This is a genomic window from Acrocarpospora phusangensis, assembly GCF_016862995.1.
GTDB lineage: Bacteria > Actinomycetota > Actinomycetes > Streptosporangiales > Streptosporangiaceae > Acrocarpospora > Acrocarpospora phusangensis.
In genome coordinates this window covers 64,413-88,906 of record NZ_BOOA01000018.1, presented here as the reverse complement: position 1 = coordinate 88,906, position 24,494 = coordinate 64,413, and the positions used below count along the sequence as shown (strand labels likewise).

Here is a 24,494-nt window from a genome sequence, read left to right as displayed (position 1 = left end):
CACAGAGTTCCACCGCGGTTCTTGTGGGACCTCGACTACGGCATTCACCCTTTCGCACGATTAGGGTGGCTGGGCCTACCTTCGTGATATTCGAGCGAACTAGTCTGCGCGCATGCCCAAGAGAGCGCGTTTCTGGATCGTCGTGGCCGTCCTCGTCCAGGCCCTGTGGAGCCTGCCGCTGGGCGCCTTCTTCGCCTACCGCTGGCTGGTCCTCGACAACGCCGACGCGGGCTTCACCTGCCGGGACCTGACCGGTAGGTACACCACCTGCCTGGAGGGCGAGACCGCCAACATGGTCCTGGCGCTCGTCTTCTCGTCGGTCGGCTCGATCATGCTGGGCGTCGCCGCGTACCTGGCGGTGCGCTGGATCAGGCGCGGCAGGCGGGAGGACTACCTGCGCGAGCACGGCGTGCCCGCGCGGGCGGTCGTCGCGCACGCGCGGCCGACGGCCTCGCGCGTCAACGGGAACCAGGTCTACCGGCTGACCGTCCAGGTGCCGGACGTGCCCGGCCTGGAGTTCCGCTACCGCACCCTGACCCCGCTCCCCCAGGGCACCGCGCTGACCGTCGCGTACGACCCGGACAAGCCCGACGACCCGGTCATCCTCGACGACCTGCGCGCCCTGTCGGCGAGCCTGCGCCACCCGCGCACCGAGGTGGACGCCCGGATCCAGCGGCTCACCCAGCTCGACGCGCTGCGCGCCTCCGGGGCGCTGACCGAGGAGGAGTTCGACCGGCTCAAGGACGAGGCGCTCAACCAGGGCTGACCGGCACGACCACCACCCCGGTCGCGGTCGTCGCCACGATCGGGGTGTCCAGGGCCTCCGCCGCCGACTCCGACAGGTCCGGCCTGGCCCGGCAGACCACCCGCGCCTCGAACGCCAGCGTCCTGCTCCGGTTGCCGACCCTGGTCACCTCGGCGCTCACCTCGATCACGTCCCCGGCCCGTACGGGCGCGAGGAACCGCACGTCCGAGTAGGACGCGAACAGCCCTTCGTCCCCGTCCATCCGGATGCACACCTCGGTGGCCACGTCCCCGAACAGCCCGAGCACGTACGCGCCGTCCACCAGCGCCCCGCCGTAGTGCGCGTGCGAGTACGGCACGTACCGCCGATGGGTCACCCTCATTCCGGGCTCCTTCATTCTGGGCTCCAGGACGGGACCAGCGCGGCCACCAAATAGCTGGCCACTTCGCCCGGGGTGGTGCCCTTTCCGAAGATGCGGTCCACGCCCAGGTCGGCGGCCCTCACGGTGTCGAACCTCGGCCCGCCGGCCACCAGCAGCGGCCGGCCGAGCCCGCCGGTCACCGAGGTGGGGTAGGCGTCCGCGAACGCCGCCGCCATCTGCTTGGTGTTGTGGATGTGGGCGCTCTTCTGCGTCACCACCTGTGACACGAGCACCGCGTCGGCGTCGGCCTCCTTGGCCCGCGCGACGAGTTCGGCCACCTCGACCTGCGCCCCCAGGTTGTGCACCTCGATCTCCCGGTAGTACTCCAGGCCCTTCTCGCCCGCGAAGCCCTTCACGTTGAGGATGGCGTCGATGCCGACCGTGTGCGCGTCGGTGCCGATGCACGCCCCCACGACCACGAGCTTGCGCCCGAGCACGCTCTTGATGGCCAGGTTGACCTGTTTCGGGGTGAGCAGCGGATATTCGCGGCCTTCGGGGACCACGATGCCGGCGTAGTCGATGAGGTGGGTGGCTTTGCCGTACACGATGAAGAAGGTGAAGTCGGGGCCCATCGGCTTGCTGTGCACGACGGTGGCCGGGTCCAGGCCCATCTTGCCGGCCAGTTGCAGGGCGGCCGACTCGGCGCGGGGGCCGTGCGGGACGGGCAGGGTGAAGGACACCTGCACCATGGCGTCGCCGGTGGTGTCGCCGTAGGGGCGGATGATCTGCTTGATCGTGTCGACGGAGACGGTCACGGGCGCTCCTGGAGGATCTCGGTGGCCGGGTTGTAGTAGCCGTCGGCCTGGACGATCACGCCGTCCAGGCCCTTGCCGCGGTCGGCGGGGCGGCGGGTCACCCCGAAGACGCCGTCGGCGATGGCGTTGAGCAGGCCGTCGTCGGCGACACGGTCGAGCAGGTCGACGGTCTCGGAGAGCACCCGCCGGGCGCGTTCGACGATGAGGCCGCCGGGCGCGGGGTGGAAGTCCTCGGCGAGCGCGCCCGCGGCCCGCCGGACGTAGCGCACGTTCTCCAGGGCGAGGTCGCGGTCGGAGAGCCAGGGCGTGTGGATGCCCTCGGTCATCATGCCGATCAGGATGATCGACTGGCCGGTCAGCACCCCGGCCAGGTTGAAGAACGCGTCCAGCAGGTAGCCGGCGAAGATGTTGCCGGTCATGTGCTTGGTGGGCGGCATGTACTTGAGGGGGGCGTCGGGGAACAGCTCCCTGACCAGCTGCGCGTGGGCCAGCTCCAACCTGAACGAGTCCGGCAAATCCGGATTTATCTCGAAAGCGTGGCCGAGGCCGAGCTGGGCGTCGGCGAGCCCGGCCTCGTGGCCGAAGCGCTCGTTGAGCAGCTGGGAGGCGATCACAGTGTGCGCGGCGTCGACGGCGTCCGCCGTGGTCAGGTAGTTGTCCTCGCCGGTGTTGATGACGATGCCGGCGCGGGCGTGGATCTGCCGGGAGAAGCGCTGGTCGATGAAGGTGCGCTTGGGGTTGATGTCGCGGAAGATGATGCCGTACATGCAGTCGTTGAGCATCATGTCGAGGCGTTCGAGACCGGCCAGGGTGGCGATCTCGGGCATGCACAGGCCGCTGGCGTAGTTGGTCAGGCGCACGTACCGGCCCAGTTCGCCGGAGACCTCGTCCAGCGCGGCGCGCATCAGCCGGAAGTTCTCCTGCGTGGCGTACGTCCCGGCGTACCCCTGCCGGGTCGCGCCCTCCGGCACGAAGTCCAGCAGCGACTGACCGGTCGAGCGGATCACCGCGATCACGTCCGCGCCCTCCCGGGCGGCCGCCTGCGCCTGCGGGATGTCCTCGTGGATGTCCCCGGTGGCCACGATCAGGTAGACCCACGGCGGGTCCGGATCGCCGTGCTTGCCCAGCAGCCGGTCCCGCTCGGCCCGGTTCGCGTCGATCCGCGCGATCCCGCGCGCCACCGCCTCCCGCGCCCTCTTCCCGGCCCGTACGGCATGCGCCCCCTCGGGCACCTCGAACCGCGCGCGCACCAGCTCCCGAGGGTCCTGATGCTCCCGGAGCGCGTGGAACACCGGCAGCGCGACCCCGTGCTCCAGCCCCACCTGCTCCCGTACGGCGTCCGCGATCCGGTTCACCCACGGGGTGCCGTCCGCGTCCGCGCCGGTCACCCCGGCCAGCCGGAGCACGGCGCGCTCCACGGACACGGTGGTGTGCGTCCTGGCCATCTCGATGATCGGTTCGGCCGCGCGCGCCGCCAGCCGCCTGGCCTTCGCCACGACCGCCGGATCCAGGCCGAGCTTGCTCACGCGTGCCTCCCTTCGAAGAGCCGGCGCACCCCGGGCTCGGCGCGGAACAGGTCCAGGGCCAGGTCGGCGTGGCCGGGGGCGTATCCGTTGCCGACCAGCATGGTGACGTCGGCGGCGAGCCCCTCCGCGCCGAGCGCGGCGGCGCTGAACGAGGTGGCCATCGAGAAGAAGACCACGGTTCCGCCGTCGCGGGTGGCCAGGATGGAGCCGTGCTCGCAGCCGGGCACGTCCACGCAGACCACGGTCACGTCCGCGGGCGTGCCCACGGCCGCCGCGAGCGCGACCGGGTCCCGCGCGTCCGCGACGACCACCTCGTCGGCGAGGCCCGCCGCGGTGAGCGCGTCGGCTTCGCGGGCGTGCGGGACGACTCCGATGAGCTTCGCGGCTCCGGCCCGGCGGGCGGCGGCCAGCGACAGCGAGCCGCTCTTCCCGGCCGCCCCGATCACCGCCACCACCGATCCCGGGGTGACCACCCGCCGGGTGAGGGCGGGCGCGCCGCACACGTCCATGACCGACAGCGCCAGCGGCATCGGCAGGTCCTCGGGCAGCACGGCGGCGATCGAGCGGGCGAACAGGATCGCGTGGCCCTCGGCGGGCACCTGCTCGGACCTCCCGTCCCAGCGGGCGAGGCCGTCGGTGATCCGCAGCGGCGTGAGCGTCAGCGACACCAGCGTCGCGACCCGGTCGCCCGGCTTCAGCCCGAGCGGCGACTCCGGCGTGACCTCGTCCACGACGCCGACCAGCATGCCGCCGGAGCCGGTGACCGGGTTGTGCATCTTGCCGCGCGCCTCGATGATCGCGAGGACCTCCGCGCGGACGCCGTCGCCGTATGTCTCGGACAGTTGCCGGAAGGAGGCCGCGTCCAGGTTGAGGCGTTCGACGCGGATGCGTACCTCGCCCGGCCAGAGTCCCGGTGAGGCGTCCAGCCGCTCCGCCGCCTGCGGCAGCACGCCGGCCGGGGACAGCACCCGGTGCAGCCCGACCGGCGAGGCGGTCCACCCGCCGTCTTCGCGGGGAACAGCCATTGGCGAATCGCCCGGCTCTCGCATGCTCACCGTCCTCCAGCCCGGGGGGAAAATCCGATTCCTGAGTCGAGACTCAGGGAAACATCTTGTCCCACCCCATCGCAAGCAGGCAATATCTGGCACATGACTGCCGCGACCCTCATCACCGTCGCCCCCACCGGAGCCGAGGCGGACAAGGCCGTGACCCCGGCCCTGCCGGTCACCCTGGACGAACTGGTGTCCACCGCCGTCGCCTGCGAGGCGGCCGGCTCGGCCGTCATCCACGTGCACATCCGCGACGACGACGCCCGGCCGACCCTCGACCTCGGCCGCCTCAAGGACACGGTCGCCGCGCTCCGGGAGCGCACCTCGCTGATCGTGCAGCTCTCCACCGGCGGCGCCGTCACCGACCCGTACGAGGACCGCCTGCGCGTCCTCGACGCCGGGCCCGACGCCTGCTCGCTCACCTGCGGCACGGTCAACTTCGGCGACGACGTCTTCATGAACCCGTGGGGCTTCATGACCGAGCTCTACCAGGCCACCCAGGAGAAGGGCGTCGTCCCCGAGTTCGAGCTCTTCGACCTCGGCCACATCGCCACCCTCCACCGCCTCCTCGCCGCGTACGGCCCGCCCCACGGCGGCCGGATCCACTGCGACCTGGTCATGGGCGTGCCCGGCGGCTTCGGCGGCGACCTCCCCACCGTCGCCGCCGCCATCCGCGCCCTCCCGCAGGGCGCCACCTGGTCCGCCACCGGAATCGGCCGCACCTCGCTACCGGTCCTCCTGGCCGCCCTCGCCGCCGGCGGCCACCTGCGCGTCGGCATGGAGGACACCCTCACCTTCGCCAAGGGCCGCCCGGTCAAGGACAACGCCGAACTCGTCACCCGCGCCGCCACCGCCGCCACCCTCGCCCAACGCCCCCCGATGACCCCCACCGCCGCCCGCACCTTCCTCGGCCTCCATTCCGAATGACCCCGGCACCTGAAGTGACTTCCCGCCCGCTGTGGCACCCGCCGCCGATCGCCATGGCGGCCAGCGCGAGCGCCCGGCGCTCGACGTGACTTCCCGCCCGCGGCGGCAGCGCCCCCGCCACCGGCGAGTGCCCGGCCACGCGCACGGCCGGCACTAGACGTGACTTCCCGCCCGCGGCGGCAGCCGCCGCCGATCGCCATGGCGGCCAGCGCGAGCGCCCGGCACTTGACGTGACTTCCCGCCCGCGGCGGCGGCCGGTGATCGGAGCCGGGCATGGCTTCGCCGCCACCGTGACGGCCGGTGACCGCCACGCGGGATGCGCTCGGCGGGCTCCACGCGAGGAAGTCAGGGCTCCTGCCCCGTCTCTGGAACGGCTGTGATCGCGGGGCTGGACGTGGCGGGGGTGGGTGCGTTAATGATCGGCTTGTGCGGATTCCGCGGGCCCGGCTTCTGATCGTCGCCGCAGTGGTCGCAATGATCGTGACCGCTGGGGCGGTAGCGGTCTTCCGGCTTCCCCTGCCCCAGGTGACCGAGTCCGCCGAGCCGGAGGCGGAAGCCGTACCCGACTCCGAAGCTTCCCCCGATCCGCTGGTCATGGACGTGAGACCCGCGAAGGTCGTGCAGGGTTCCGAGATTACGGTGAGCGCGGAGTGCCGGCAGGGGATGGCGACGGTGGTGTCGCAGGCCCTCTCCTACTCCATCTCACTGGGGGAATCCGGCAGGCTGGCCACCGGAACCATCGAACTCGACAGCAGCGTGCCGCCCGGTGTCTACGAGGTCCGCGCCAAATGCGCGGTGGACGGCAGGACCGGCCGCGCCACGTTCGAGGTGGTCCCGCCGAAGGGCGGGATTCCGCCCGCCCGCGGTCTCTCCGCCGTCACGCGAGTGACCGTGACCACCCTGTCGAGAGGTGCGGTCCAGGAGGAGTTCCGGGCCCGATCGGAGGAGCCCGAAAGCGACATCAACGTCAGGATCGCCGTTACCCACGAATGGCGGCTGCGTGCCGACGACCCGGATGTGACCCTGCTGCGCACCGGCGCGGCCCTGACGGAGCCGACCGATTTCGTGGCGGAACGCCTGGGCGAGGTGGATCCCTTCTCCGACGGCGCGTACTATCCGATCGAGTTCGACATGCCCGTCCTCCGGTCGGATCCCGACTCGGGCCAGGTCGTCGTCACGGCGACCGGCGTCGGCTACTCCGAATCCGGCTGGGAGGGTGACCGGATCTTCCGGCTGACCTTCTGGCCTCCCACGCCCGACGGCGAGGTCTCCCGCCCGGCCACCCACGACGTCACCGTGACCGCGCCCGGTCTGACGCTGACGGGAGTCACGGGTGTCACGCCCACCGCGCTGGACCGCGAAAGCCTGCGCTTCGACGGAACGCGGATCGCCCGTGCCGTCTTCGGCGACGGCCCGTCCAGCTCCGGGTATCTGGCCGCCGCCTATCTCGCCGGGGATCTGCTGGGCGACGTCATCACGGATCCCGACAGACCTGATTTGTATGCGAGTTCGCTGCCGTGGCCGGTCGATGCCGCGACCGGGCTGCTCAGCTTTCTGGCGCTGCTCATAGTCGCCTGGACGTTCGCGCGGTCGCTCGGAGCGGCTTGGTGGCGGCGCTGGGACAACCGTTTCCTGATGATCTGGGCCGTGGTCCTCTATGCCGTCCTTCTCCAGATCTGGGATCTGTCGCTGGAGTCGGTGCTGTTCCTGAGCCTACTGCTGCTGGGGTGCCTGCCGGCCCTCGTGCTCACCATGGCGGCACGGCGGATCGGCCCTCCTCCCTGGCCTGGTTCAACGTTCACGCTGCTGTCGATCGCCGCCGGGCTGGCGGGAGCCGTGCTGACAGGGTCAGGTCTGCTCCTCGTGACGCCGGTTCCCTGGTGGGTTGCCGTCGTGTTGGCCGTCGCGGCCGGTGCGACGGCGTTGCGGCGGCTGCGCCCGTACGCTCCCGCGGTCGCGGCCGTTTCCCTGGGCGCGGGAGTACTGCTGACCGCCCGGGCCGCCCAAGGCGGGCTCGCTCCCGGTTACGTGGCCCTGGCCATGCTCGCGGGCCTGGAAGTGGTCGTGCTCGTGTTCGGCGGCCTGTCGGTGGCGACCGGCCGGTGGTCGACGCGTACGCTCCTGTGGTCGGCCGCGGCCCTGATCCCGCTCCTGGGCGTCAGCCTGACGGGGGTGCGATCGACGTTCTCCCCGGACCGCACCACCTCGGAACAGTTGCCCTCCCTCCTCGAGTGGTACGTCAGCTCCGTCCTGCTGCTCCATTTCGCCCTGCTCGTCGTGATGCTGGTGCTGCGGCTCAGACGGCTGGGGCAGGTCCCCGCCGCCGTCTTCCTCGGCGAGGCGTACGCCACGATGACGCTGGCGCTGTTCCTGTCCCAGGTCACGCCCGGATTCGCGAGCGACCTCACCATCGTGATCATGTGGGGCGCCGTCCTGTGGCTGCTGTCAGGATCTTCCTCGCGCCGCGCGAAGAATGAGCCCGACATCACGCCGGAACAGCACCGATCGCTGGTCAGAGCGCTGGTGGGCCGCCGCTTCGCCCGGCTCGCCCTCACCGACCTGCTACGTCAGGGCCGCAGCCGCATCGCCACCGGTGAGATGTCCCTGGCGGTCTTCGAGAAACAGCGGCGCACCCTGCTCAGGGCGAGCGACGACGTCACCGGGCCGATCGACTCGGACCTGGCTCTGGCCACCGCCGCGGGCCGTACCCCCTGGGAGGCGGCCGTCATCGCCTTCGGGACCGGGCTGGTGCTGTCCGTCCCGTTCACCACCGCCAGGGCGATCCAGACGAACTCGGGCGAAGAACTGCTGTCCGTCCTCGCGACCGCGGCGATCGCACCCCTGATGTGCGCGATCTTCGGCTTCTTCTATCCCCGGGTCCGCGGCGACCAGCCGCTGAGCAAGTCGCTGTTCCTCCTGCTCGCCGCCGTGGTCGTCACGCTCCCCACGCACCTGTACTCGCTCGTGATCACGCTGACCGCCGACCCGGCCGCCTTCTCCACCCCGCTGCCCACGCCGGTCGAGGTGGTCATCGGCGCCCTGCTCTCGATGGGCAACCTGGCCGTGGTCTGCCTCGGGCTCGGGCTCTTCTGGGAGTGGCGGCTGCTGCGCCTGGCCGACGAGCCGTGGGGGCGGGTGCGCAGTGTGCGGAGCGCCCGCGCCGTCGCCGCGCCGCTGACCGCGGTGGTGATCGCCGCCGGGACCGCGGTGACGACGGCGCTGGTCAACAACGCGATCGCGCCGCTGCCGACGATCAGCGAGACGGCTCAGCCCACGCGGCAACCCTGACCGGGGGATATCACCGAACGTAATCGTGCGCGTACACTGGATGACCGTCGGGCTCCTCCAAGGAAGGACGCTGCGCGTATGAGGGATCTCCCCGCTCCCGCCTCCGCCGACCTCGTCGCGGCGGGTGCTCCCCAACCTGACCCGGGCGTACGGGTCTCCCCCGATCTGGTGGCCATGGCGACCCACGGGCTCCCCGGCGGGGCCGCGCCCAAACGGGTGCTAGTGATCGGCGCCGGGATGGCCGGGCTGGTCGCCGCATACGAGCTGGCCGGTCGCGGGCATCAGGTGACCGTGCTGGAGGCGCAGCACCGGGTGGGCGGCCGGGTACACACCCTGCGCGGCTTCGCCCCGGGGCTGTACGCGGAGGCCGGCGCCATGCGCGTCCCCCGGGTGCACGACCTGACCCTGGAGTACTGCCACCGGTTCGGGCTGGAACTGCGCCCGTTCGTGATGGACAACCCCCACACGCTCGCCTACATCCAGGGCAAACGCCTCACCATGGGCGAGCTCAACGCCGACCCCGACCTGCTCGACTTCGACCTGGCCCCGCACGAGCGCGGCCGCACCTACGCGGACCTGTGGCGGGAGGCCACCGCCGAGATCCACGAGCTGTACGCCCAGGAGGGCGAGCACGCCCTGGACCGCCTCTGCGCCGAGTACGACCGCTACTCCATCCGCGCATTCCTCCGCGAACGCGGCTTCTCGACCGGCGCCATCGAGCTCTACGGGATCATGAGCTTCCGCGAGGCCAACCTGAACGCGGCCGTCATCGAGCAGTTCCGGGAGATCATCGGCCGCGCCTTCGAGGACATGCAGGAGATCACCGGCGGCTCCGACCTGCTGCCGACGGCCTTCTACCGGGAGATCAAGGACCACGTGCGGTTCGGCCACGAGGTGCACGCCATCGAGCAGGACGACCGGGAGGTGCGCCTGCACGTGCGTACGACGACCGGCCAGACCACGCTCACCGCCGACTACGCGATCTGCACGGTGCCGTTCTCGGTGCTCCGCGACATCGAGATCAGCCCGGCCTTCTCGCGGGGCAAGCAGCGCGCCATCCGCGAGCTCCACTACAACGCCTCCACGAAGATCCTCTTCCAGGTGCGCCGCCGCTTCTGGGAGCGCACCGACCGGATCGTCGGCGGGACCACGGTCACCGACCTGCCGATCCGCCGGATCTGCTACCCGTCCCACTCCGACCCGCGGGAGGACCGCGCGATCCTGCTGGCCAGCTACACCTGGGGCCAGGACGCGCTCCGCTGGGGCGCCATGTCGGAGCAGCGCCGCATCCAGCAGGCCCTCGAAGACGTGGCCAAGGTCCACCCGGAGATCAACGACACCTTCGAGTTCGGCGTCAGCCACTCCTGGTACGACGACCCGTGGGCGGCCGGCGCGTTCGCCCTGTTCGAGCCGCAGCAGCAGTCCGGCCTGCACGAGGACATCCTCAAACCGGAAGGCCGCATCCATTTCGCCGGCGAGCACTGCTCCCTCTGGCACGCCTGGATCGAGGGGGCGCTGGAGTCGGGGCTGCGGGCGGCGACAGCCGTACACGAGTCGGCGGAGTGAGCCGCTAGGAGTCAGCTAGGAGTCGTGGAGCAGGGAGGGGCATTCCTCGGCGACGATGCGGGTCAGCTCGACGCGGGAGGCGATGTCGAGTTTGGCGAAGATCCGGCGGAGATGGGTGGAGACCGTATGCCGTGACAGGAACATGCGCGCGGCGGCCTGGCGGTTGGTCATGCCCTGGGCGATCAGCCCGGCCACCGCGCGTTCCGTGTCGGTCAGGCTGTTCCAGCCCGCGGCGGGCCGCTGCGGCTGCGCCCAGTGGCGGCGGCGTACGCCCAGCCCGCGCAGCCGGGCGCGCACGCGGGCGGCGTCCCGGAGCGCGCCGACGTCCAGGTAGCCGTCGAGGGCCCGGTCCAGCCAGGTGACGGCCTGCTCGCGGGTCTCCGCGCCGGTGGCCAGGAGGGCTCCGAGGTCTTCCGCGCAGGAGGCGCGCGCCCACGGTTCCGGCTGGTCGGCGGCGGCGGCCAGCGCGTCGGCGTCGCCGTGGAGCAGGCCGCGGGCGTGGGCGGCCGTGACGGCGATGGCGGGGTAGTCGGGATTGTTCCTGGCCAGGGACTCGGCCGTGTCGACGATGGTCTGCGCGTACGGCCGGTTGCCCGTGGCCAGTGCCAGCCGGGTCATCCAGGCGGCCATGAGCGGCGTCGTGATGAGCGCCCAGCGCCGCTCCTCCTTGTCGACGTAGATGGTGTGGAGGATGTCGACCGCCCGGTCGGGATCCCCCTGGGACTCGGCCACAGTCGCGATCACCCACCGTTCCCAGACCGACCCGAACAGCATCCCGGGCGCGGCCTTGATGGCGTGGTAGCGCTCGATGTACCTGGCCGCGGTGTCGATGTCGCCGCGCCGCATGGCGATGAGCGCGAGCATGGACACCCCGACGCGGACGAACCCGTGCGTGCCCAGCTCGTCGGCGATGGCCAGCCCGGCCTGCGCCTCGGCGGCGGCGTCGTCGAGGCGGCCGGCGGCCAGGTTCAGCACGGAGCGGAACAGCGCGGGCTGGGCGGCGAGCACGGTCAGCCCGTGGGCCTTGATCTCCTCCTCGGCGGCCCGGATGGCGATGTCGGAGTCCTCGAACTGCCGCATGGCCCGGCAGTTGAGGCTCAGCAGCAGCCGCGCGTACGGAGGCTGGATGGCTTCGACGGCGCCGCCGCCGGCGACCCGCAGGGCTTCGTGCAGGTGCTCGAACGACTCGGCGACCCGCCCGTCGACGATGGCGAGCCGGGCGAGCAGGAGGAGGGCGCCGACCACGGCGGCGTCGCCGTGCCGCTCGCGGTCGGCGAGCACGGCTTCGGCCCGCCCCCGCCCCCTCCGGTAGTCGTTCAGGCAGATGAGCCCCCAGAACATGGCCCATTCGGCGATGCCGCGCGGGTCGTCCAGGATGTCCTGCTGGGCGAGCAGGCTCTCCGCCTCCGACACCGCCTCCTCCGGACGTCCGCTGAGGAGCAGGATGTTCGCCAGCGCGCAGCGCAGCCGGGGGGCCTCGGCGGGCGGCGCCCTGGTGAGGGCGGCCCGGGCGAGGTCGGCCGCCTCCGGCAGCCGCCCGATGGCCGTCAGGGCGTCGACCGCCGTGGTGGCCCGGCCGAGCCAGCCGGGGTCGTCGGGGTCGCTGAGGTCGAGCGCCCGCTGGGCGAGGTCGGCGGCGGTCTGGGGTGAGGACCGCAGCACCTCGCACGCGGCCCGGTCCAGTCCGAGCAGCGCGGACTCGTCCCCCCGGCAGGCGCCGTGGATGAGGTGCGCGGCGGCGGGTACGGCGGAGCCGCCGCGTTTGAGCAGCATCTCCCCCGCGTCGCGATGCAGGGCCTGCCGTACGGGGGCGGGGACGCTCCCGACCACGGCCTGCCAGAGCAGGTCGTGCCGGAAGGCCAGCTCGGGCCCGGCGGAGACGACGACGCCCGCCGCCATGGCCTCCTCCAGCATGGGCAGCAGGCCGCTGGTCGGCTCGCCGAGCATCTCGGCCAGGTCCTTCACCGAGAACGACCGGCCCAGGACGCCGGCGGTCTGGAGCAGGTTCCTGGTCCCGGGGGACAGGTCCGCCAGGCGTTCCCGCGTCACCGCCTGGGCCTGGGGCAGCCGCGCCGAGACCATCCGCGCGTGGCCGTCGGCGATCTGGAACCCGCCCTCGCCCCGGAGTCTCTCCAGGAGCTCGGTGAGCAGGAAGGAGTTGCCGTCCGCAAGGTCGGCCAGGGCCAGCACGTCCGGGTCGGGCGGCGCCCCGAGCACGTCGGTGACGACGTCGGCCACCGCGTGCTCGTCCAGCGCGTCCAGCGTGATCCGCGTCGCGCCGTCGTGTTCCAGCACCTCGAACAGGCGGTCGAGTCGGGGGCAGTCGCCGCTGCCGCAGGTGCGGGTCAGCATCCAGACGAGCGGGTACGAGGCGAGGTCCCGTGTGATCGACCGCAGCGCCAGCAGGGTCATCGAGTCGGCCCACTGCACGTCGTCCAGCAGCAGGAGCAGCGGCCCCCGGGCCACCCGCCGTTCCAGGGGTTCCTGGAGGTTCTCCAGCAACAGCAACCGCTGGTCGGCCGGACCGGCCAGTTCCTCGGCGGGGAGGACACACCCGGATTCCATGAGCGCCGACTTCAGGGGGGCCAGCGGTATCAGCTGCGTCAGCTCGTCGGCCACGCCCTTGGCGACCTCCAGGCCGGCGTCCTCGGCGGCGGAGGCGGCCACGTCCAGCAGGCGGCTCTTCCCCGCGCCCGACCGGCCTTCGACCAGCAGGACTCCACCCCGGCCGACCTGAGCCGCCCGGATCAACCCGACGACGAGCCCCCACTCCCGCGAACGGCCGCGCCAGCCGGGCCACGACCCCGAGGAGTCAGGCCCACCAGCCCCATTCGGGACATGGTGGGATACGTCCCCCATACGTCCATTAGACACTAAACCCTGAGGTCAGCCCGCCGAGGGCGGGCCACCAGGTAGCTCGCGCCCGCGCTGCCGGAGAGGATCAGGAGCATGGCGAGGGCGCTCAGCACGGTGGCTCCCGGCGTCACCTCGGGGTCCGGCAGCTGGTCGATGTCGGTCGAACAGTCCACCGGTCTGCTCAGATCGCCCGCGTACACGCAGGCCGTGGCCGCCACCGCCGAGCCCGGATCGCCCTCCAGGACGCCGGTCACCCGGTAGGTGTTCTCGCCCGGCGGCATCATCACCATCCAGGAGGCGTGGCTGTCGCCGAGCTCCGCCCCGGCGGCCCTGACCTCGCGCAGGCCGGGCGGGAACGCGATCCGGACGTTGGCCGCGAGCGGTGTCGCCTCGTGGTTCACGGCCCTGATGACGTAGGTCGTGGTCCGGTCGATCTCGGTGACCCGGTTGTCCAGCCCGACCGAGACCTGCGGCGCGGCCAGCAGGACCACGCTGAGAATCGTGATCATCGTCTCCCCCCGGCAACCCAGGATCGCAGGCCGCCGCCGGTTTGGCGCGGCGCATTGCCGGGACGCCCGCGAGTCCCGCAGGATGAGGCATGGACATTCAGGACGAGCTGGTACGCCTCCGCCACACCCTTCACCAGGAACCCGAGCTGGGCCTGACCCTGCCCAGGACGCAGGAGAAGCTGCTGGCCGCACTGGACGGCCTGCCCCTGGAGATCTCCACCGGCACCCGGCTGTCCTCGATCACCGCCGTGCTGCGGGGCGGGCGGCCGGGCCCGACCGTGCTGCTCCGGGCCGACATGGACGCGCTGCCGGTGCAGGAGCGGGTGGCGGTGCCGTACCGGTCGCGGATCGACGGGCGGATGCACGCCTGCGGGCACGATCTGCACATGGCCATGCTGGTCGGCGCGGCGCACACGCTCGCCGCCAGGCGGGAGAGCCTGGCCGGAGACGTGGTGTTCATGTTCCAGCCCGGCGAGGAGGGCTACGAGGGCGCCAAACTCATGATCGAGGAGGGCGTGCTGGACGCCTCCGGCTCCCGGCCCGTCGCCGCGTACGGCATGCACGTCTTCGCCACCATGGTCCCCACCGGCCTCTTCCTGACCAGAGGCGGCCCGATCCTGGCGGCGGCCGACACCTTCCGGGTGACCGTACGGGGACGGGGCGGCCACGGCTCCGCGCCGCATCGCGCGCTGGACCCGATCCAGGCCGGCTGCGAGATCGTGTCCCAGCTCCAGACGTACGTGACGAGGAACTTCGACGTGTTCGACCCGGTCGTGGTGACCGTCGGCCAGTTCCACGGCGGCACCGCCGACAACGTCATCCCGGACGACTGCCACTTCGACGCCACCATCCGCTCCTTCTCGGCCGACACCCGGGCCCGCGTCAAGGAGGGGGTGACCCGGCTGGCGCGGGGCATCGCCGAGGCGCACGGGCTCACCGCGGAGTGCTCGTTCGGCATCGGCTACCCAGTGACGGTGAACGACGAGGCGGAGGCCGTGTTCGCGGCCGACACCGTGCGCGAGCTGCTGGGCGAGGAGCGCTACTTCCCGATGCCGCAGCCGGCGACCGGCTCGGAGGACTTCTCGTTCGTGCTGAACGAGGTGCCGGGGGCGTTCCTGGTGCTGGGGGCCTGCCCGTCCGGGCAGGATCCGGTGGGCGCTCCGTCGAACCACTCCCCCGAGGCGGCCTTCGACGACGGCGTGCTCGCCGACGGGGCCGCGCTCCTGACGGCGCTGGCGACCCGCCGCCTGGAGGCGGCCGCCACCATGCCCGCCGGGGGGCTGGGGGAGCTCAGCGAGCTCACCAGTTGAGGAAGGCCCGCCCTTCCTCGATCAGGTCGATCTTGAGGGTGAGCTTCAGGAAGAACCAGACGATGGCGCCGGCGACCAGGAAGGTGAGGCCGCCGGCGAGGATGCGGACGAACCAGTTCTGCCGCTTCAGCCAGCCGGTCGCCGCGCCGACCACACGCTTGGCGAAGTCGAGGACGTTGCTGGCCCAGTGGAACTCGGTGGCGAGCACGGCCAGGCCGCCGAAGACGACCAGCCAGCCGGGGCCGGGGAACGGGACCATGATCAGGCCGCCGATCACCATGGCACCGCCGATCACACCGACGACGATCTTCAGCGTCAGCCGGCCGGCCCGGGTGGAGCGCACCCGGTCGAGCCATTTCATCGGCCCCCTGGCCTCGCCCTGGGCCGTGTATTCGGCGTCCTTCTCGTTGATCTCGCCCTTCCCCGCCGTCTGTCCCGCTGTTTCCGTGTTCTCGGTAGTCGCCACGACTCACCCCCTGCACCTACGATAACCAGGGCGATCTTCCGGGTTCTCCTCAGTCCGGAGGATTTCTCACTACGCCGTCAGTATTGATGGTCTGTTCGGCGATCTCCAATTCCTCGTCCGTCGGGATCACCAGGACCGCCACGCCGGAACCGTCCGGCGAGATGGCCCGGGCGTGTCGCGCGGGGGCGGCGTTGCGGGCGGGATCGACCGCGATGCCGAGCCGGCCGAGCCCGGCCAGAGCCCGCTCCCGCGTCCTCGGATCGTTCTCCCCTACCCCCGCAGTGAACACGATGGCATGAACCTCCCCCAACACGGCGTAATAATTGCCGATATATCCGCGTATGCGGTGGATGTAGACGTCCATGGCCAGGCGGGCGGCGGGGTCGCCCCCGTCCACGGCGCGCCAGACCTCGCGCAGGTCGTTCTCCCCCGCAAGGCCGCGCAGGCCGCTGTCCCGGTTGAGCGCCGAGTCGATCTCGTCGAGGCTCAGGCCCAGACTCCTGGCCACGTACGGCAGCACCCCCGGATCCACATCCCCGGAGCGGGTCCCCATGACCAGCCCGGCCAGCGGCGTCAGCCCCATCGAGGTGTCCACGCTCCGCCCGCCCCGCACCGCCGCCACGCTCGCGCCGTTCCCCAGGTGCAGGACGATCGTGTTGACCTCCCCGTACGGCCGGCCCAGCAGTTCCGCGGCCCGGCGCGAGACGTACGCGTGCGACGTCCCGTGGAACCCGTACTTGCGCACGTTCCACTCGGGCGGCACCGCGTACGTGTACGCCTCCGGCGGCAGCGTCTGATGGAACGCCGTGTCGAACACCGCCACGTGCGGCAGATCGGGGAAGACGCGCCGGGCCACCCGGATGCCCTCCAGGTTGGCCGGGTTGTGCAGCGGCGCGAGCGGGATCAGCTGCCCGATCGCCTTCTCCACGTCGTCGTCGATCAGAACGGGCTGGGCGAAGCGGTCACCGCCGTGCACCACCCGGTGGCCGACCGCGACCACCTCGTCCAGGGCGGGCCCGCGCTCGGCGAACGCGTCCAGGACCGCCCGAAGCCCGGCCTCGTGGTCGGCGAACCCGTCCGTGCCCACGTCCTCGCCGTTGTGCACGAGCCGGCCGGACCGCTCCCCGATGCGCTCGGCCAGGCCGGTCGCCAGCCGCCGCCGGCCGCTCATGTCCAGCAGCTGGTACTTGATCGACGAGGAGCCGCTGTTGAGCACCAGGACGTGCATCATTCCCCCTGGGCCTGGATCGCGGTGATCGCCACGGTGTTGACGATGTCGTGCACGGTCGCCCCGCGGGAGAGGTCGTTGACCGGTTTGCGCAGCCCTTGCAGCACCGGCCCCACCGCGACCGCCCCGGCGCTCCGCTGCACGGCCTTGTAGAGGTTGTTGCCGGTGTTGAGATCCGGCACCACGAACACCGTGGCCCGGCCGGCCACCGCGCTGCCGGGCATCTTGGTCCTGGCCACGCTGGGCTCGGCGGCGGCGTCGTACTGGATCGGGCCCTCCACGGGCAGGTCGGGGCGGACCTCGCGGACCATCGCGGTGGCCGCGCGCACCTTCTCCACCTCGGGCCCTGCCCCGGACTCCCCCGTCGAGTACGACAGCAGCGCCACCCGGGGCTCCACCCCGAACCTGGCCGCCGTGGCCGCCGAGGAGATCGCGATGTCGGCGAGCTGCTCGGCGGTCGGGTCGGGGACCACGGCGCAGTCGCCGTACACCAGGACGCGATCGGCCAGCAGCATGAAGAACACGCTGGAGACGACGCCGACGCCGGGCCGGGTCTTGATGATCTCGAAGGAGGGGCGGATGGTGTGGGCGGTGGTGTGGATGGAGCCGGAGACCATGCCGTCGGCCAGGCCGAGACCGACCATCAGAGTGCCGAAGTAGGACACGTCGGTCACGGTGTCGCGGGCCCGCTCCACCGTGATGCCCTTGTGGGCCCGCAGGCGCGCGTACTCGACGGCGAAGCGTTCGCGCAGGTCAGGGTCGAAGGGACTGAGCACGCGGGCCTCGCCGAGATCGAGACCGAGCCGGGCCGCCTGGGCGCGGATCTCGCGTTCGTCGCCGAGCAGGGTCAGGTCGGCGACGCCGCGGCGGAGCAGGATGTCAGCGGCGCGCATGATGCGCGGTTCCGCGCCCTCGGGCAGGACGATGTGGCGGCGGTCGGCGCGGGCGCGTTCGAGCAGGTCGTATTCGAACATGAGCGGCGTGACGGCGGTCGCCGGGGTGACGTGCAGGCGGTCGAGCAGGGCGGAGCCGTCCACGTGCGCGGCGAACAGGCCGAGCGCGGTGTCGATCTTGCCTTCGGCGTCGGGGGTGAAGCGGCCTTCGACGTGGGAGAGGCGGGTGGCGGTGGCGAAGGTGTCGCCGGGCGTCGTGATCACCGGGAGGCGGATGTCCATGCCGGTGAGCAGCCGCAGGACCGGCTCGGGGAGCGGCATGCCGCCGTTGAGGATGATCGCGGACAGGGCCGGGAAGGTGTCGGCGTGGTGCGCGGCCAGCAGACCGGGCAGCAGATCGGCCGCGCGGTCGGCGGGCGCGATCACGGCGACGCCCTCGGTGAGGCGGTCGAGGATGTTGGGCAGCGACATGGCCCCCACCATCAGCCCGCCCACCTCGCGGCCGAGCTGCCGCTCGTCGCCGAGGAACAGCGTGCCGCCGCAGCCGGCCAGCAGGTCCGCGACCGTGGGCGCCGACAGCCGCGCCACCTCCGGGACGACCCAGACGGGCGTCGGGCAGTCCTGGACGGCCTCCGCCACCTCGGCCAGCAGGCCGGGATCGACCCGGGTGATCATGACGGCGATGCCGAACGCGTGCTCCTCCGCGAGCTCCTTGGCGGACAGCTCGACGGCCGCGGCGATCTCCTCCGGGGTCCGCTGCAGGCCCGTGACCACGTTCAGCACCGGCGTGCCCAGGTTGGCGGCGACCTGGGCGTTGAACTCGAACTCGGTGGGCGCGCCCACGTCGGTGTAGTCGGTGCCGATCACGACGACCGCCGCGCAGCGCGCCGCGACCGCGCGGTAGCCGGCCACGATGTCCTCGATCGCCTGCCCGGGATCGGCGTGCACGTCCTCGTACGTGACGCCCGCGCACACCTCGTACGGCAGGTCCATCTTGAAGCGGGCCCTGGCCGTGTTGACCAGGTTGTCCTCGACGCCGGCCCGGACCACCGGGCGGAAGACGCCGACCGCGCCCACCTGCCGGGAGAGTAACTCGATCAGCCCGAGGGCGACCGCGCCCTTGTTGCTCCTGGCATCGCTCGCCGCGACGTACACCCCGATCGCCATGCGGGTATGGTACGGCTCCCGCCGCTGGGCGGGCGGCGGAAGCCGTACCGGCTGGAGGCCGGAGGAACCTCCAGGATCTAGAGAGCGGTGCAGGTCACGGGGCTGGGCACCGCGTTGGTGCCCGGCGCGGCCGCGTTGAAGCCGAACGTTGTCGTGGCGTTCGGGTTCAGGTTGCCGTTGTAGTTCATGTTGTTCACCGTGACGTTCGCCCCGCTCTGGGTGTGCTGGCCGTTCCAGAGCGACGAGATGGTCTGGCCGTTGGCGTAGGTCCAGCGGACCTGCCAGCCGGTGATCGCGGCGGTGCCGCTACTGCGCACGGTCACCGTGGCGCTGAAGTTGCCCGGCCAGTTGTTCGTGATCGCGTACGTCGCGGTGCAGGCCTTGCCGCCGCTCGGGCTGGGACTCGGGCTCGGGCTTGGGCTTGGCGACGGGGACGGGGACGGAGATGGGGAAGGACTGGGGGACGGGGACGGGCTGGGTGAGGCGCTCGGGCTTGGCGACGGCGACGGGTTCGCGCCGGTACGGTCGCCGTAGATGATGCCGCGCCCGTTGGTGCCCAGGTAGACCCGCCCGTACGTGCGCGGGTCGCCGGTGATGGCCTCGCCGATGTTGCCGTACTGGTGGGCGTCGTCGTTGATCCGTACCCAGGTGCCGCCCGTGTTGTCCGACCGGTACACGCCGCGCACGTTGTCGATCTTGGCGACGGTGAACAGCGCCGGGTAGCTCTGGCCGGGAGCCGCCCGCCCGAAGCCGATGTTGTCGGCCTCCTGGACGTTGGACAGCTTGGTGAACGAGGCGCCCGAGTTGGTGGAGTGCCACAGGCCGTAGGTCGTGCCGGTGCCGCCCGCCAGCCAGATGTCGCCCTCGCGTCCGGGCACCGCCTTGAACCTGGCGGTCGTCGGCAGGCCCGTCGCCGCGGTCGCTGTGAAGGTCGCGCCGCCGTTCGTGCTGACGTAGAACCGGCCGTTGGAGAAGGCGTAGAACTTCTGCGAGTTCACCCGGTCCGACTCGATCCGCGAGTTGGCCGGCGCGCCCGACGAGGTCTGCCACGAGTTGCCGAACCCGACCGAGTAGACGACCTGGATGCCGCTGTCGCCCGGTGCCCAGACGAACCTGCTGCCGTCGGCCGAGGCCGCCACCGTGCCGCCGTTGTTGACGCCGCCCGGCTCACTGCCCTGGAACCAGTTCGCGCCGCCGTCGGTGGAGAAGGCCACGTGGCTGTCGTTCGGCCGGTCCGCGTCGGTGAAGTTGCCCGCCCGTACCATCACGCTGGGGTTGGTCTCCGCGTAGTCCAGCGAGGTGGTGGAGGTGAAGGTGGGCGAGGTGAACATCATCGGCGGGACCGCGTCCAGGTTGGTGTGCCGGAAGCCGCCGATGTCGCCCAGGCCGCTGACCAGGGGCGCAGACCCGGACGGCGGACTGATCAGGTCCAGTACGGCGGTCTCCTCCAGCCCCTTCACCATCGGCCTGATGGTGAACTGGCCGCCGGTGTCCCAGAGTTTCAGGTCGGTGCTGCCGTAGATGGTGGCGCCGGTGCCGTACATGAAGCGGTTGCCGTCGAACGGGTCGATCTCCATCGACTCGGTCATCCAGCCCAGCTTGGGCGTGACCTCGGGAAGCTGCGGGTTGCTGCCGAAGGTCAGCCACGGCGCCGAGGAGATGTCCATCTTGTAGCGGTAGGTGCGGTTCGGGTACGAACCCCAGTCCCACACCCGGGTCCAGGTCGCACCACTGTCGGTGGACCTGAAGAAGATCACATCCGGCCACCAGGACATCTGGGTGGCGACCATGATCGTGCCCGGGTTCTGCCGGTCGATGGTCAGGCCGCTGTAGCCGAAGTAGTCGTCGGCGCTGCTGGACGGGATCGGGCTGATCTGGGTCCAGGTGCCGGTGGCGGTGGCGTAGCGCCAGACGTCGCCCTTGGCGCCGTCGTACGGGCCGCCGGTGTCGCTGGTGGCGATGTAGAGGTAACCGTTGACGTGGTCGAGCACGCCCTTGTGGGCGATGTAGCCGGTGGGCTGCCCGGCCACCCGCTCCCAGCTGGAGCCGCCGTTGGTGGTGCGGTAGATCGTGTTCTGCTTGTCGGCGACGCCCACGTAGATGGTCTGGGTGGCGTTTCCGCTGGTCCCGGTGCGCTTGTCGAAGGTCACCCAGACGACGCCCGGCTGGTGGGTGCCGTAGCCGTTCGGATCGCTCGGGTCCGGCGCGTAGTTGCCGGCGTTCGGGAACGAGGTCACCTTCGCCCAGGTCGCGCCGTAGTCGAGGCTGCGCCACAGGCCGTTGCCGTTGGGCGCGCCCAGGTAGAGGGTGCTGTTCCGGTTGGGGTCGATGGCCAGCCGCTCCCCCATGCCGCGGCCGGGCATGTTGCCGCCCATCTTGAAGGGCAGCGTGGTGATCGACCACGAGTCGCCCTTGTTGGTGGAACGCAGGATCGCGCCGTTGTTGGGGTCCCAGCTATTGGTGTACATGCCGACGGCGGCGTACACGCGGTTCGTCTGCACCGGGTCGGTGGCGATGCTGTCGACGCCGTTATAGCCCCAGTTGGTGAAGCCGACCCAGTCGAGCAGCGGCTTCCAGCTCTGGTTCGACTGGTCCCAGCGGTACATGCCGCCGATGTCGGTCCGCGAGTAGATCAGATTGCGCTCGGTCTGGTTGAAGACGATGCCCGGCACGAAGCCGCCGCCGTCGATCCGCACGTTCTTGAAGTTGTACGGGTCGGACGCCGCGGCGCCCGCCGGAGCGTTGCGCACGACCGCCGTGACCAGCGCCACGGCCACGATCGCGAGCACGCTGAGGAGCTTTCTTCGCATGGACGGTCTCCCTCGTGAATGGTTAACCGCCATGCACGATCAGGTGGGGACCCTGACCGTCCGCCCAGCGCGTGCATGGAACTGCCGAGAGGTTCACACAGCCGCCGAGCCCTCGTCAATAGTTTGAACGGTAAACGAACTTCTGTTCCCTGGGGGGTGGATAGGTTGCCGCCGAATCGATCGTGCTGAACGCTTGATCGGAAGTTCTGGGGGACTTTTACTTTCGATTCATGGGCTTGGACAGCACCGATCGGGCGATCCTGCGGGAGCTCCAGCGGGACGGGCGGATGTCGTACGCGGGCCTGGGAGCGGCGGTGGGGCTGTCCGCGCCCGCCGTACGGCAGCGGGTGCGGCGGCTCACCGAGACGGGCGTGCTCCAGGTCGCCGGAATCGTCGATCCGCTCGCGCTCGGCCGGCCCGTCATGGCCCTGCTCGGCATCCGGGCCGGCGGCGATCTCCGGGCGGTCGCGGACGCGCTGGCGGAACTCGGCGAGGTCACCCGGGTGGCGGTCACCGCCGGCTCCTTCCAGCTCTTCGCCGAGGTCGCCTGCGTTTCGGCCCGCGCCCTCCTGGACCTGGTCGAGGACCGCGTCAAATCCATCGACGGCGTGACGTCCTGCGAACCCTTCCCCTATTTCTCCCTGCACCACCACACCCCCCAAATCCCATAACCCCCATACCGGAAATATCACGCAATAAGCCCCGGATTTCGGCGGACCACTTGCTTACCCAGCGTTCGTATGTAGAGTTCTGCCTATGAGCGATCCGCGGATGACCTTGCAGATACAGGCGGTCCTGCGCGCCGCGCTGAGCGAACCCACCCGGGAGTGGTACGGCCTGCAGATGTGCGACGCGACCGGCCTCCCCTCGGGCACGATCTACCCGATCATCTCGCGCCTGGAGTCCTCCGGCTGGCTGGAGAGCCGGTGGGAGGACCCGCACGAACTCGCCGGCGAGGGCCGGCCACGGCGCCGCTACTACCGCCTCACCGAGGACGGCGCCGAACGGGCCCGCGTCGCGCTGGCGAAGGCCTACCAGCAACGCCCGTCGTCGGCACGCCTGCCGCTCGGTTCCACCCCCCGCCCGGCCACCCCTGGAGCCTCCGGATGACCCGCCGTCTTCACACGACTCGCCTGCTGCGAGCCGAGGAGACCTTCTCCCGTACCGCAGCGGAGCTGATCAGCGCCGACGCGGGGACACACGGACCCGCCTCCGCGGCCCGGCGGGCGGCGGCCGCCGCCGCGGACGCGGCGCGCCGGGCGGCTCAGGCCTCCGATCCGCGCAGCCGCGTCGCCTACGCGGCGGGCGCGGCCCAGGAGGCGGCGGCCGTGGCACGGGAGACCAAGATCCTGGCCATGCGCGCGTTACCCGCGTCGGAGGCCTCGCGCAAACGCCTGGTCGCGATCGCGGGCAAGGCCGCACGCGCGGAGTCCCGCGCCGCCGCCGCGGCCAACCGGGCGCTGAGCGTGTCCGGCTGGGTGGGTCCGCTCCGGGCGGGCAAGGTCGCGAGACAGGCCGGCGCGGCGGCGGCCGGCGCGCTGGAGGAAGCCCAGCGCACGCTGTCGGCCCTGACCGAAACCCTGGCCCAGAACCCCGAACAGGCGAAGGCCGCCAGGAAACCGTGGCTACGCCGGGCCGCCGCGTCGCGACACGTCCTCGGCATGGCCGCCAGCCTCCTCCCCGCCGCGCAGCGTGACCGCTGGCGCGAGGAGTGGATCTCCCAGCTCACCGAGAAGGCCACCCGCTGGGAACGCGCCAACTGGAGTCTCTCCCTCCTCCTGAACGGCGCCCCCCGCATGGCGGTCACCCTCCGCCGAAAAGTCTCCCGAACCATCCGCTGATCCCGGCCACACCCGGCATCACCGACATTCCCCGGACGCAGCCCGACCGGCTGAGCAATACCCTGCGAAACCCGGCATCGCCGAGGTTCTCGCGGTCGCGAATCGAACTGGGTCGTACCCCGCGAAAACGGCAGCGTTCGCGTTCTCGCGGATATGGATTGACGGGGCTTTACCCGCGAAACGGGCATCACCGGCGTTCTCGCGGTTGAGGATTGAGGAGTTCTGGTGAGACTCTCGCTGGGTCCAGGCCCGCTCATATTCGCCGGCCTCGTCGTGGTGCTCGTCACGATCCTGGTCATCACCGGCAACGGCGACGGCGTCACCGAAGTGGTCGGCGCCGCCACCACCATCCTGGCCATCTTCATCGGCCGCGGCGGCAACGGCCCCCACGACTCCCACCACTGCCCCTCAACCGCCCCTGCTCAACCGCATCCGCCCGTCCACCAGCCGGACCCCGATCGAACGCGACCGGCCACCCACCAGACAGACCGTGACCGAACGCGACCAGCCACGCATCAGCCCGACCCGACCGAAGACGAACATCTACGTATCGTCTTATAACGTCCAACAGAATGAACCGGCCCCTTCTTGGCGCCGGTACGGCGAGAAGCGTCACCTACGCAAACGGCGCCGGATAATGGCGAGAACCCAACGCACAATCCATTCCGAGCAGCCGCTCTTACTGACGCATACTGTCAGCATTTCAGGTCAGTATTTCGCCCATGGACGACATCCGCGAGATCAACGCCAAGACCATCGAGGACTTCCGAGCCGCCAAGGGCGGCGGCGCATTCACCGGCCGCCCCCTCCTCCTGCTCACCACCCGAGGCCGCATCACCGGCCGCCCCCACACTACCCCGATGATGTACGTCCAAGACGGCGACGACCTGATAGTCCTCGCCTCGAACGCCGGCTCCCCCGAACCCCCCGACTGGTACCGCAACCTCCTCGCCGAGCCCAAAGTCACCGTAGAAGTCGGCCCCGAGGTCTACATCGCCACCGCCCACCCCACCGAAGGCGCCCACCGCACCCGCCTCTGGTCATCGATCACCACCCGGTACTCCTTCTTCCTCGACCACGAACAGAAGGCAGGCCGAACGATCCCGGTCGTCGCCCTGTCCCGGGTTCTCTGACAAT

General features: G+C 71.2%; 20 protein-coding genes. 10 read left to right on the top strand and 10 right to left on the bottom strand.

Annotated features, from left to right (window positions below):
• Positions 1-112 precede the first annotated feature (112 nt).
• Positions 113-766: an SHOCT domain-containing protein gene (locus tag Aph01nite_RS13485; RefSeq protein WP_204041189.1), complete on the top strand. Its 654-nt coding sequence runs from the start codon at positions 113-115 to the stop codon at positions 764-766.
• Here Aph01nite_RS13485 and kal read toward each other — a convergent pair.
• Genes kal through kdd form a run of 4 tightly spaced genes read right to left on the bottom strand, consistent with a single transcriptional unit; the run spans position 753 to position 4,472 of the window.
• On the bottom strand, positions 753-1,127 hold the full coding sequence (gene kal / locus Aph01nite_RS13480; RefSeq protein ID WP_239161652.1) for a 3-aminobutyryl-CoA ammonia lyase: 375 nt from the start codon (positions 1,125-1,127) through the stop codon (positions 753-755). The genes Aph01nite_RS13485 and kal overlap by 14 nt on opposite strands.
• A gap of 11 nt (positions 1,128-1,138) precedes the next feature.
• Complete coding sequence (gene kamE / locus Aph01nite_RS13475; protein ID WP_239161651.1) at positions 1,139-1,921, bottom strand: lysine 5,6-aminomutase subunit beta; 783 nt, start codon at positions 1,919-1,921, stop codon at positions 1,139-1,141.
• Positions 1,918-3,447: a lysine 5,6-aminomutase subunit alpha gene (gene kamD / locus Aph01nite_RS13470; RefSeq protein ID WP_204041187.1), complete on the bottom strand. Its 1,530-nt coding sequence runs from the start codon at positions 3,445-3,447 to the stop codon at positions 1,918-1,920. Before kamD ends, kamE begins: the two co-directional genes overlap by 4 nt.
• Entirely contained in the window at positions 3,444-4,472 is a 1,029-nt protein-coding gene (gene kdd, locus Aph01nite_RS13465) for an L-erythro-3,5-diaminohexanoate dehydrogenase (RefSeq protein ID WP_204041186.1), read from the bottom strand. Before kdd ends, kamD begins: the two co-directional genes overlap by 4 nt.
• Before the next feature lie 123 nt (positions 4,473-4,595).
• Here kdd and Aph01nite_RS13460 point away from each other — a divergent pair, with 123 nt between their 5' ends.
• The 3 genes from Aph01nite_RS13460 (at position 4,596) to Aph01nite_RS13450 (ending at position 10,277) form a co-directional block, all read left to right on the top strand.
• Positions 4,596-5,423, top strand: a complete 828-nt coding sequence (locus Aph01nite_RS13460; RefSeq protein WP_204041185.1) for a beta-keto acid cleavage family enzyme — start codon at positions 4,596-4,598, stop codon at positions 5,421-5,423.
• A 474-nt stretch (positions 5,424-5,897) separates the two neighbouring features.
• Positions 5,898-8,711, top strand: a complete 2,814-nt coding sequence (locus Aph01nite_RS13455) for a hypothetical protein (protein ID WP_204041184.1) — start codon at positions 5,898-5,900, stop codon at positions 8,709-8,711.
• Positions 8,712-8,789: 78 nt separating this feature from the next.
• Positions 8,790-10,277, top strand: a complete 1,488-nt coding sequence (locus Aph01nite_RS13450; RefSeq protein WP_204041183.1) for a flavin monoamine oxidase family protein — start codon at positions 8,790-8,792, stop codon at positions 10,275-10,277.
• Positions 10,278-10,292: 15 nt separating this feature from the next.
• Here the strand turns inward: Aph01nite_RS13450 and Aph01nite_RS13445 are convergent, their stop codons facing one another.
• Together Aph01nite_RS13445 and Aph01nite_RS13440 are read right to left on the bottom strand one after the other, a co-directional pair.
• Positions 10,293-13,136: an ATP-binding protein gene (locus tag Aph01nite_RS13445; RefSeq protein WP_204041182.1), complete on the bottom strand. Its 2,844-nt coding sequence runs from the start codon at positions 13,134-13,136 to the stop codon at positions 10,293-10,295.
• Between the two features lie 14 nt (positions 13,137-13,150).
• Positions 13,151-13,642, bottom strand: coding sequence for a hypothetical protein (locus tag Aph01nite_RS13440; protein WP_204041181.1), 492 nt, complete (start codon positions 13,640-13,642; stop codon positions 13,151-13,153).
• 89 nt (positions 13,643-13,731) lie between these two features.
• Between Aph01nite_RS13440 and Aph01nite_RS13435 the strand changes: the two genes are divergently transcribed.
• Entirely contained in the window at positions 13,732-14,952 is a 1,221-nt protein-coding gene (locus Aph01nite_RS13435) for a M20 metallopeptidase family protein (protein WP_204041180.1), read from the top strand.
• Here Aph01nite_RS13435 and Aph01nite_RS13430 read toward each other — a convergent pair.
• From Aph01nite_RS13430 to Aph01nite_RS42795, 4 genes are all read right to left on the bottom strand, one after another.
• The gene (locus Aph01nite_RS13430; RefSeq protein ID WP_239161650.1) at positions 14,942-15,418 is read right to left on the bottom strand and encodes a TIGR02611 family protein; all 477 of its coding nucleotides are present in this window, start codon (positions 15,416-15,418) and stop codon (positions 14,942-14,944) included. The genes Aph01nite_RS13435 and Aph01nite_RS13430 overlap by 11 nt on opposite strands.
• Before the next feature lie 49 nt (positions 15,419-15,467).
• Complete coding sequence (locus tag Aph01nite_RS13425) at positions 15,468-16,646, bottom strand: acetate kinase (RefSeq protein WP_239161649.1); 1,179 nt, start codon at positions 16,644-16,646, stop codon at positions 15,468-15,470.
• Positions 16,646-18,706, bottom strand: coding sequence for a phosphate acetyltransferase (gene pta, locus Aph01nite_RS13420; protein ID WP_204041178.1), 2,061 nt, complete (start codon positions 18,704-18,706; stop codon positions 16,646-16,648). Before pta ends, Aph01nite_RS13425 begins: the two co-directional genes overlap by 1 nt.
• A gap of 77 nt (positions 18,707-18,783) precedes the next feature.
• Positions 18,784-21,516: a cellulose binding domain-containing protein gene (locus Aph01nite_RS42795; RefSeq protein WP_204041177.1), complete on the bottom strand. Its 2,733-nt coding sequence runs from the start codon at positions 21,514-21,516 to the stop codon at positions 18,784-18,786.
• A 230-nt stretch (positions 21,517-21,746) separates the two neighbouring features.
• Here Aph01nite_RS42795 and Aph01nite_RS13410 point away from each other — a divergent pair, with 230 nt between their 5' ends.
• The 5 genes from Aph01nite_RS13410 to Aph01nite_RS13390 all read left to right on the top strand — a co-directional run bounded on the left by Aph01nite_RS13410 (position 21,747) and on the right by Aph01nite_RS13390 (position 24,490).
• Entirely contained in the window at positions 21,747-22,187 is a 441-nt protein-coding gene (locus Aph01nite_RS13410) for an Lrp/AsnC family transcriptional regulator (protein ID WP_204041176.1), read from the top strand.
• A gap of 85 nt (positions 22,188-22,272) precedes the next feature.
• Positions 22,273-22,626: a PadR family transcriptional regulator gene (locus Aph01nite_RS13405; protein ID WP_239161648.1), complete on the top strand. Its 354-nt coding sequence runs from the start codon at positions 22,273-22,275 to the stop codon at positions 22,624-22,626.
• Positions 22,623-23,357 carry a hypothetical protein gene (locus Aph01nite_RS13400; RefSeq protein WP_204041175.1) on the top strand — a complete coding sequence of 245 codons (735 nt, stop codon included), beginning with the start codon at positions 22,623-22,625 and terminating at the stop codon, positions 23,355-23,357. The genes Aph01nite_RS13405 and Aph01nite_RS13400 overlap by 4 nt, the downstream gene beginning before the upstream one ends.
• A 225-nt stretch (positions 23,358-23,582) precedes the next feature.
• Complete coding sequence (locus tag Aph01nite_RS13395) at positions 23,583-23,918, top strand: hypothetical protein (RefSeq protein ID WP_204041174.1); 336 nt, start codon at positions 23,583-23,585, stop codon at positions 23,916-23,918.
• A gap of 161 nt (positions 23,919-24,079) precedes the next feature.
• Positions 24,080-24,490: a nitroreductase family deazaflavin-dependent oxidoreductase gene (locus Aph01nite_RS13390; protein WP_204041173.1), complete on the top strand. Its 411-nt coding sequence runs from the start codon at positions 24,080-24,082 to the stop codon at positions 24,488-24,490.
• Positions 24,491-24,494: the final 4 nt, after the last annotated feature.

Bases quoted from the DNA above. Each gene is read 5' to 3' on its own strand.
- Aph01nite_RS13485 (WP_204041189.1), top strand. From the start codon at position 113: ATGCCCAAGAGAGCGCGTTTCTGGATCGTCGTGGCCGTCCTCGTCCAG.
- kal (WP_239161652.1), bottom strand. From the start codon at position 1,127: ATGAGGGTGACCCATCGGCGGTACGTGCCGTACTCGCACGCGCACTAC.
- kdd (WP_204041186.1), bottom strand. From the start codon at position 4,472: ATGGCTGTTCCCCGCGAAGACGGCGGGTGGACCGCCTCGCCGGTCGGG.
- Aph01nite_RS13460 (WP_204041185.1), top strand. From the start codon at position 4,596: ATGACTGCCGCGACCCTCATCACCGTCGCCCCCACCGGAGCCGAGGCG.
- Aph01nite_RS13455 (WP_204041184.1), top strand. From the start codon at position 5,898: ATGATCGTGACCGCTGGGGCGGTAGCGGTCTTCCGGCTTCCCCTGCCC.
- Aph01nite_RS13450 (WP_204041183.1), top strand. From the start codon at position 8,790: ATGAGGGATCTCCCCGCTCCCGCCTCCGCCGACCTCGTCGCGGCGGGT.
- Aph01nite_RS13445 (WP_204041182.1), bottom strand. From the start codon at position 13,136: ATGGGGGACGTATCCCACCATGTCCCGAATGGGGCTGGTGGGCCTGAC.
- Aph01nite_RS13440 (WP_204041181.1), bottom strand. From the start codon at position 13,642: ATGATCACGATTCTCAGCGTGGTCCTGCTGGCCGCGCCGCAGGTCTCG.
- Aph01nite_RS13435 (WP_204041180.1), top strand. From the start codon at position 13,732: ATGGACATTCAGGACGAGCTGGTACGCCTCCGCCACACCCTTCACCAG.
- Aph01nite_RS13425 (WP_239161649.1), bottom strand. From the start codon at position 16,646: ATGCACGTCCTGGTGCTCAACAGCGGCTCCTCGTCGATCAAGTACCAG.
- pta (WP_204041178.1), bottom strand. From the start codon at position 18,706: ATGGCGATCGGGGTGTACGTCGCGGCGAGCGATGCCAGGAGCAACAAG.
- Aph01nite_RS42795 (WP_204041177.1), bottom strand. From the start codon at position 21,516: ATGCGAAGAAAGCTCCTCAGCGTGCTCGCGATCGTGGCCGTGGCGCTG.
- Aph01nite_RS13410 (WP_204041176.1), top strand. From the start codon at position 21,747: ATGGGCTTGGACAGCACCGATCGGGCGATCCTGCGGGAGCTCCAGCGG.
- Aph01nite_RS13405 (WP_239161648.1), top strand. From the start codon at position 22,273: ATGAGCGATCCGCGGATGACCTTGCAGATACAGGCGGTCCTGCGCGCC.
- Aph01nite_RS13400 (WP_204041175.1), top strand. From the start codon at position 22,623: ATGACCCGCCGTCTTCACACGACTCGCCTGCTGCGAGCCGAGGAGACC.
- Aph01nite_RS13390 (WP_204041173.1), top strand. From the start codon at position 24,080: ATGGACGACATCCGCGAGATCAACGCCAAGACCATCGAGGACTTCCGA.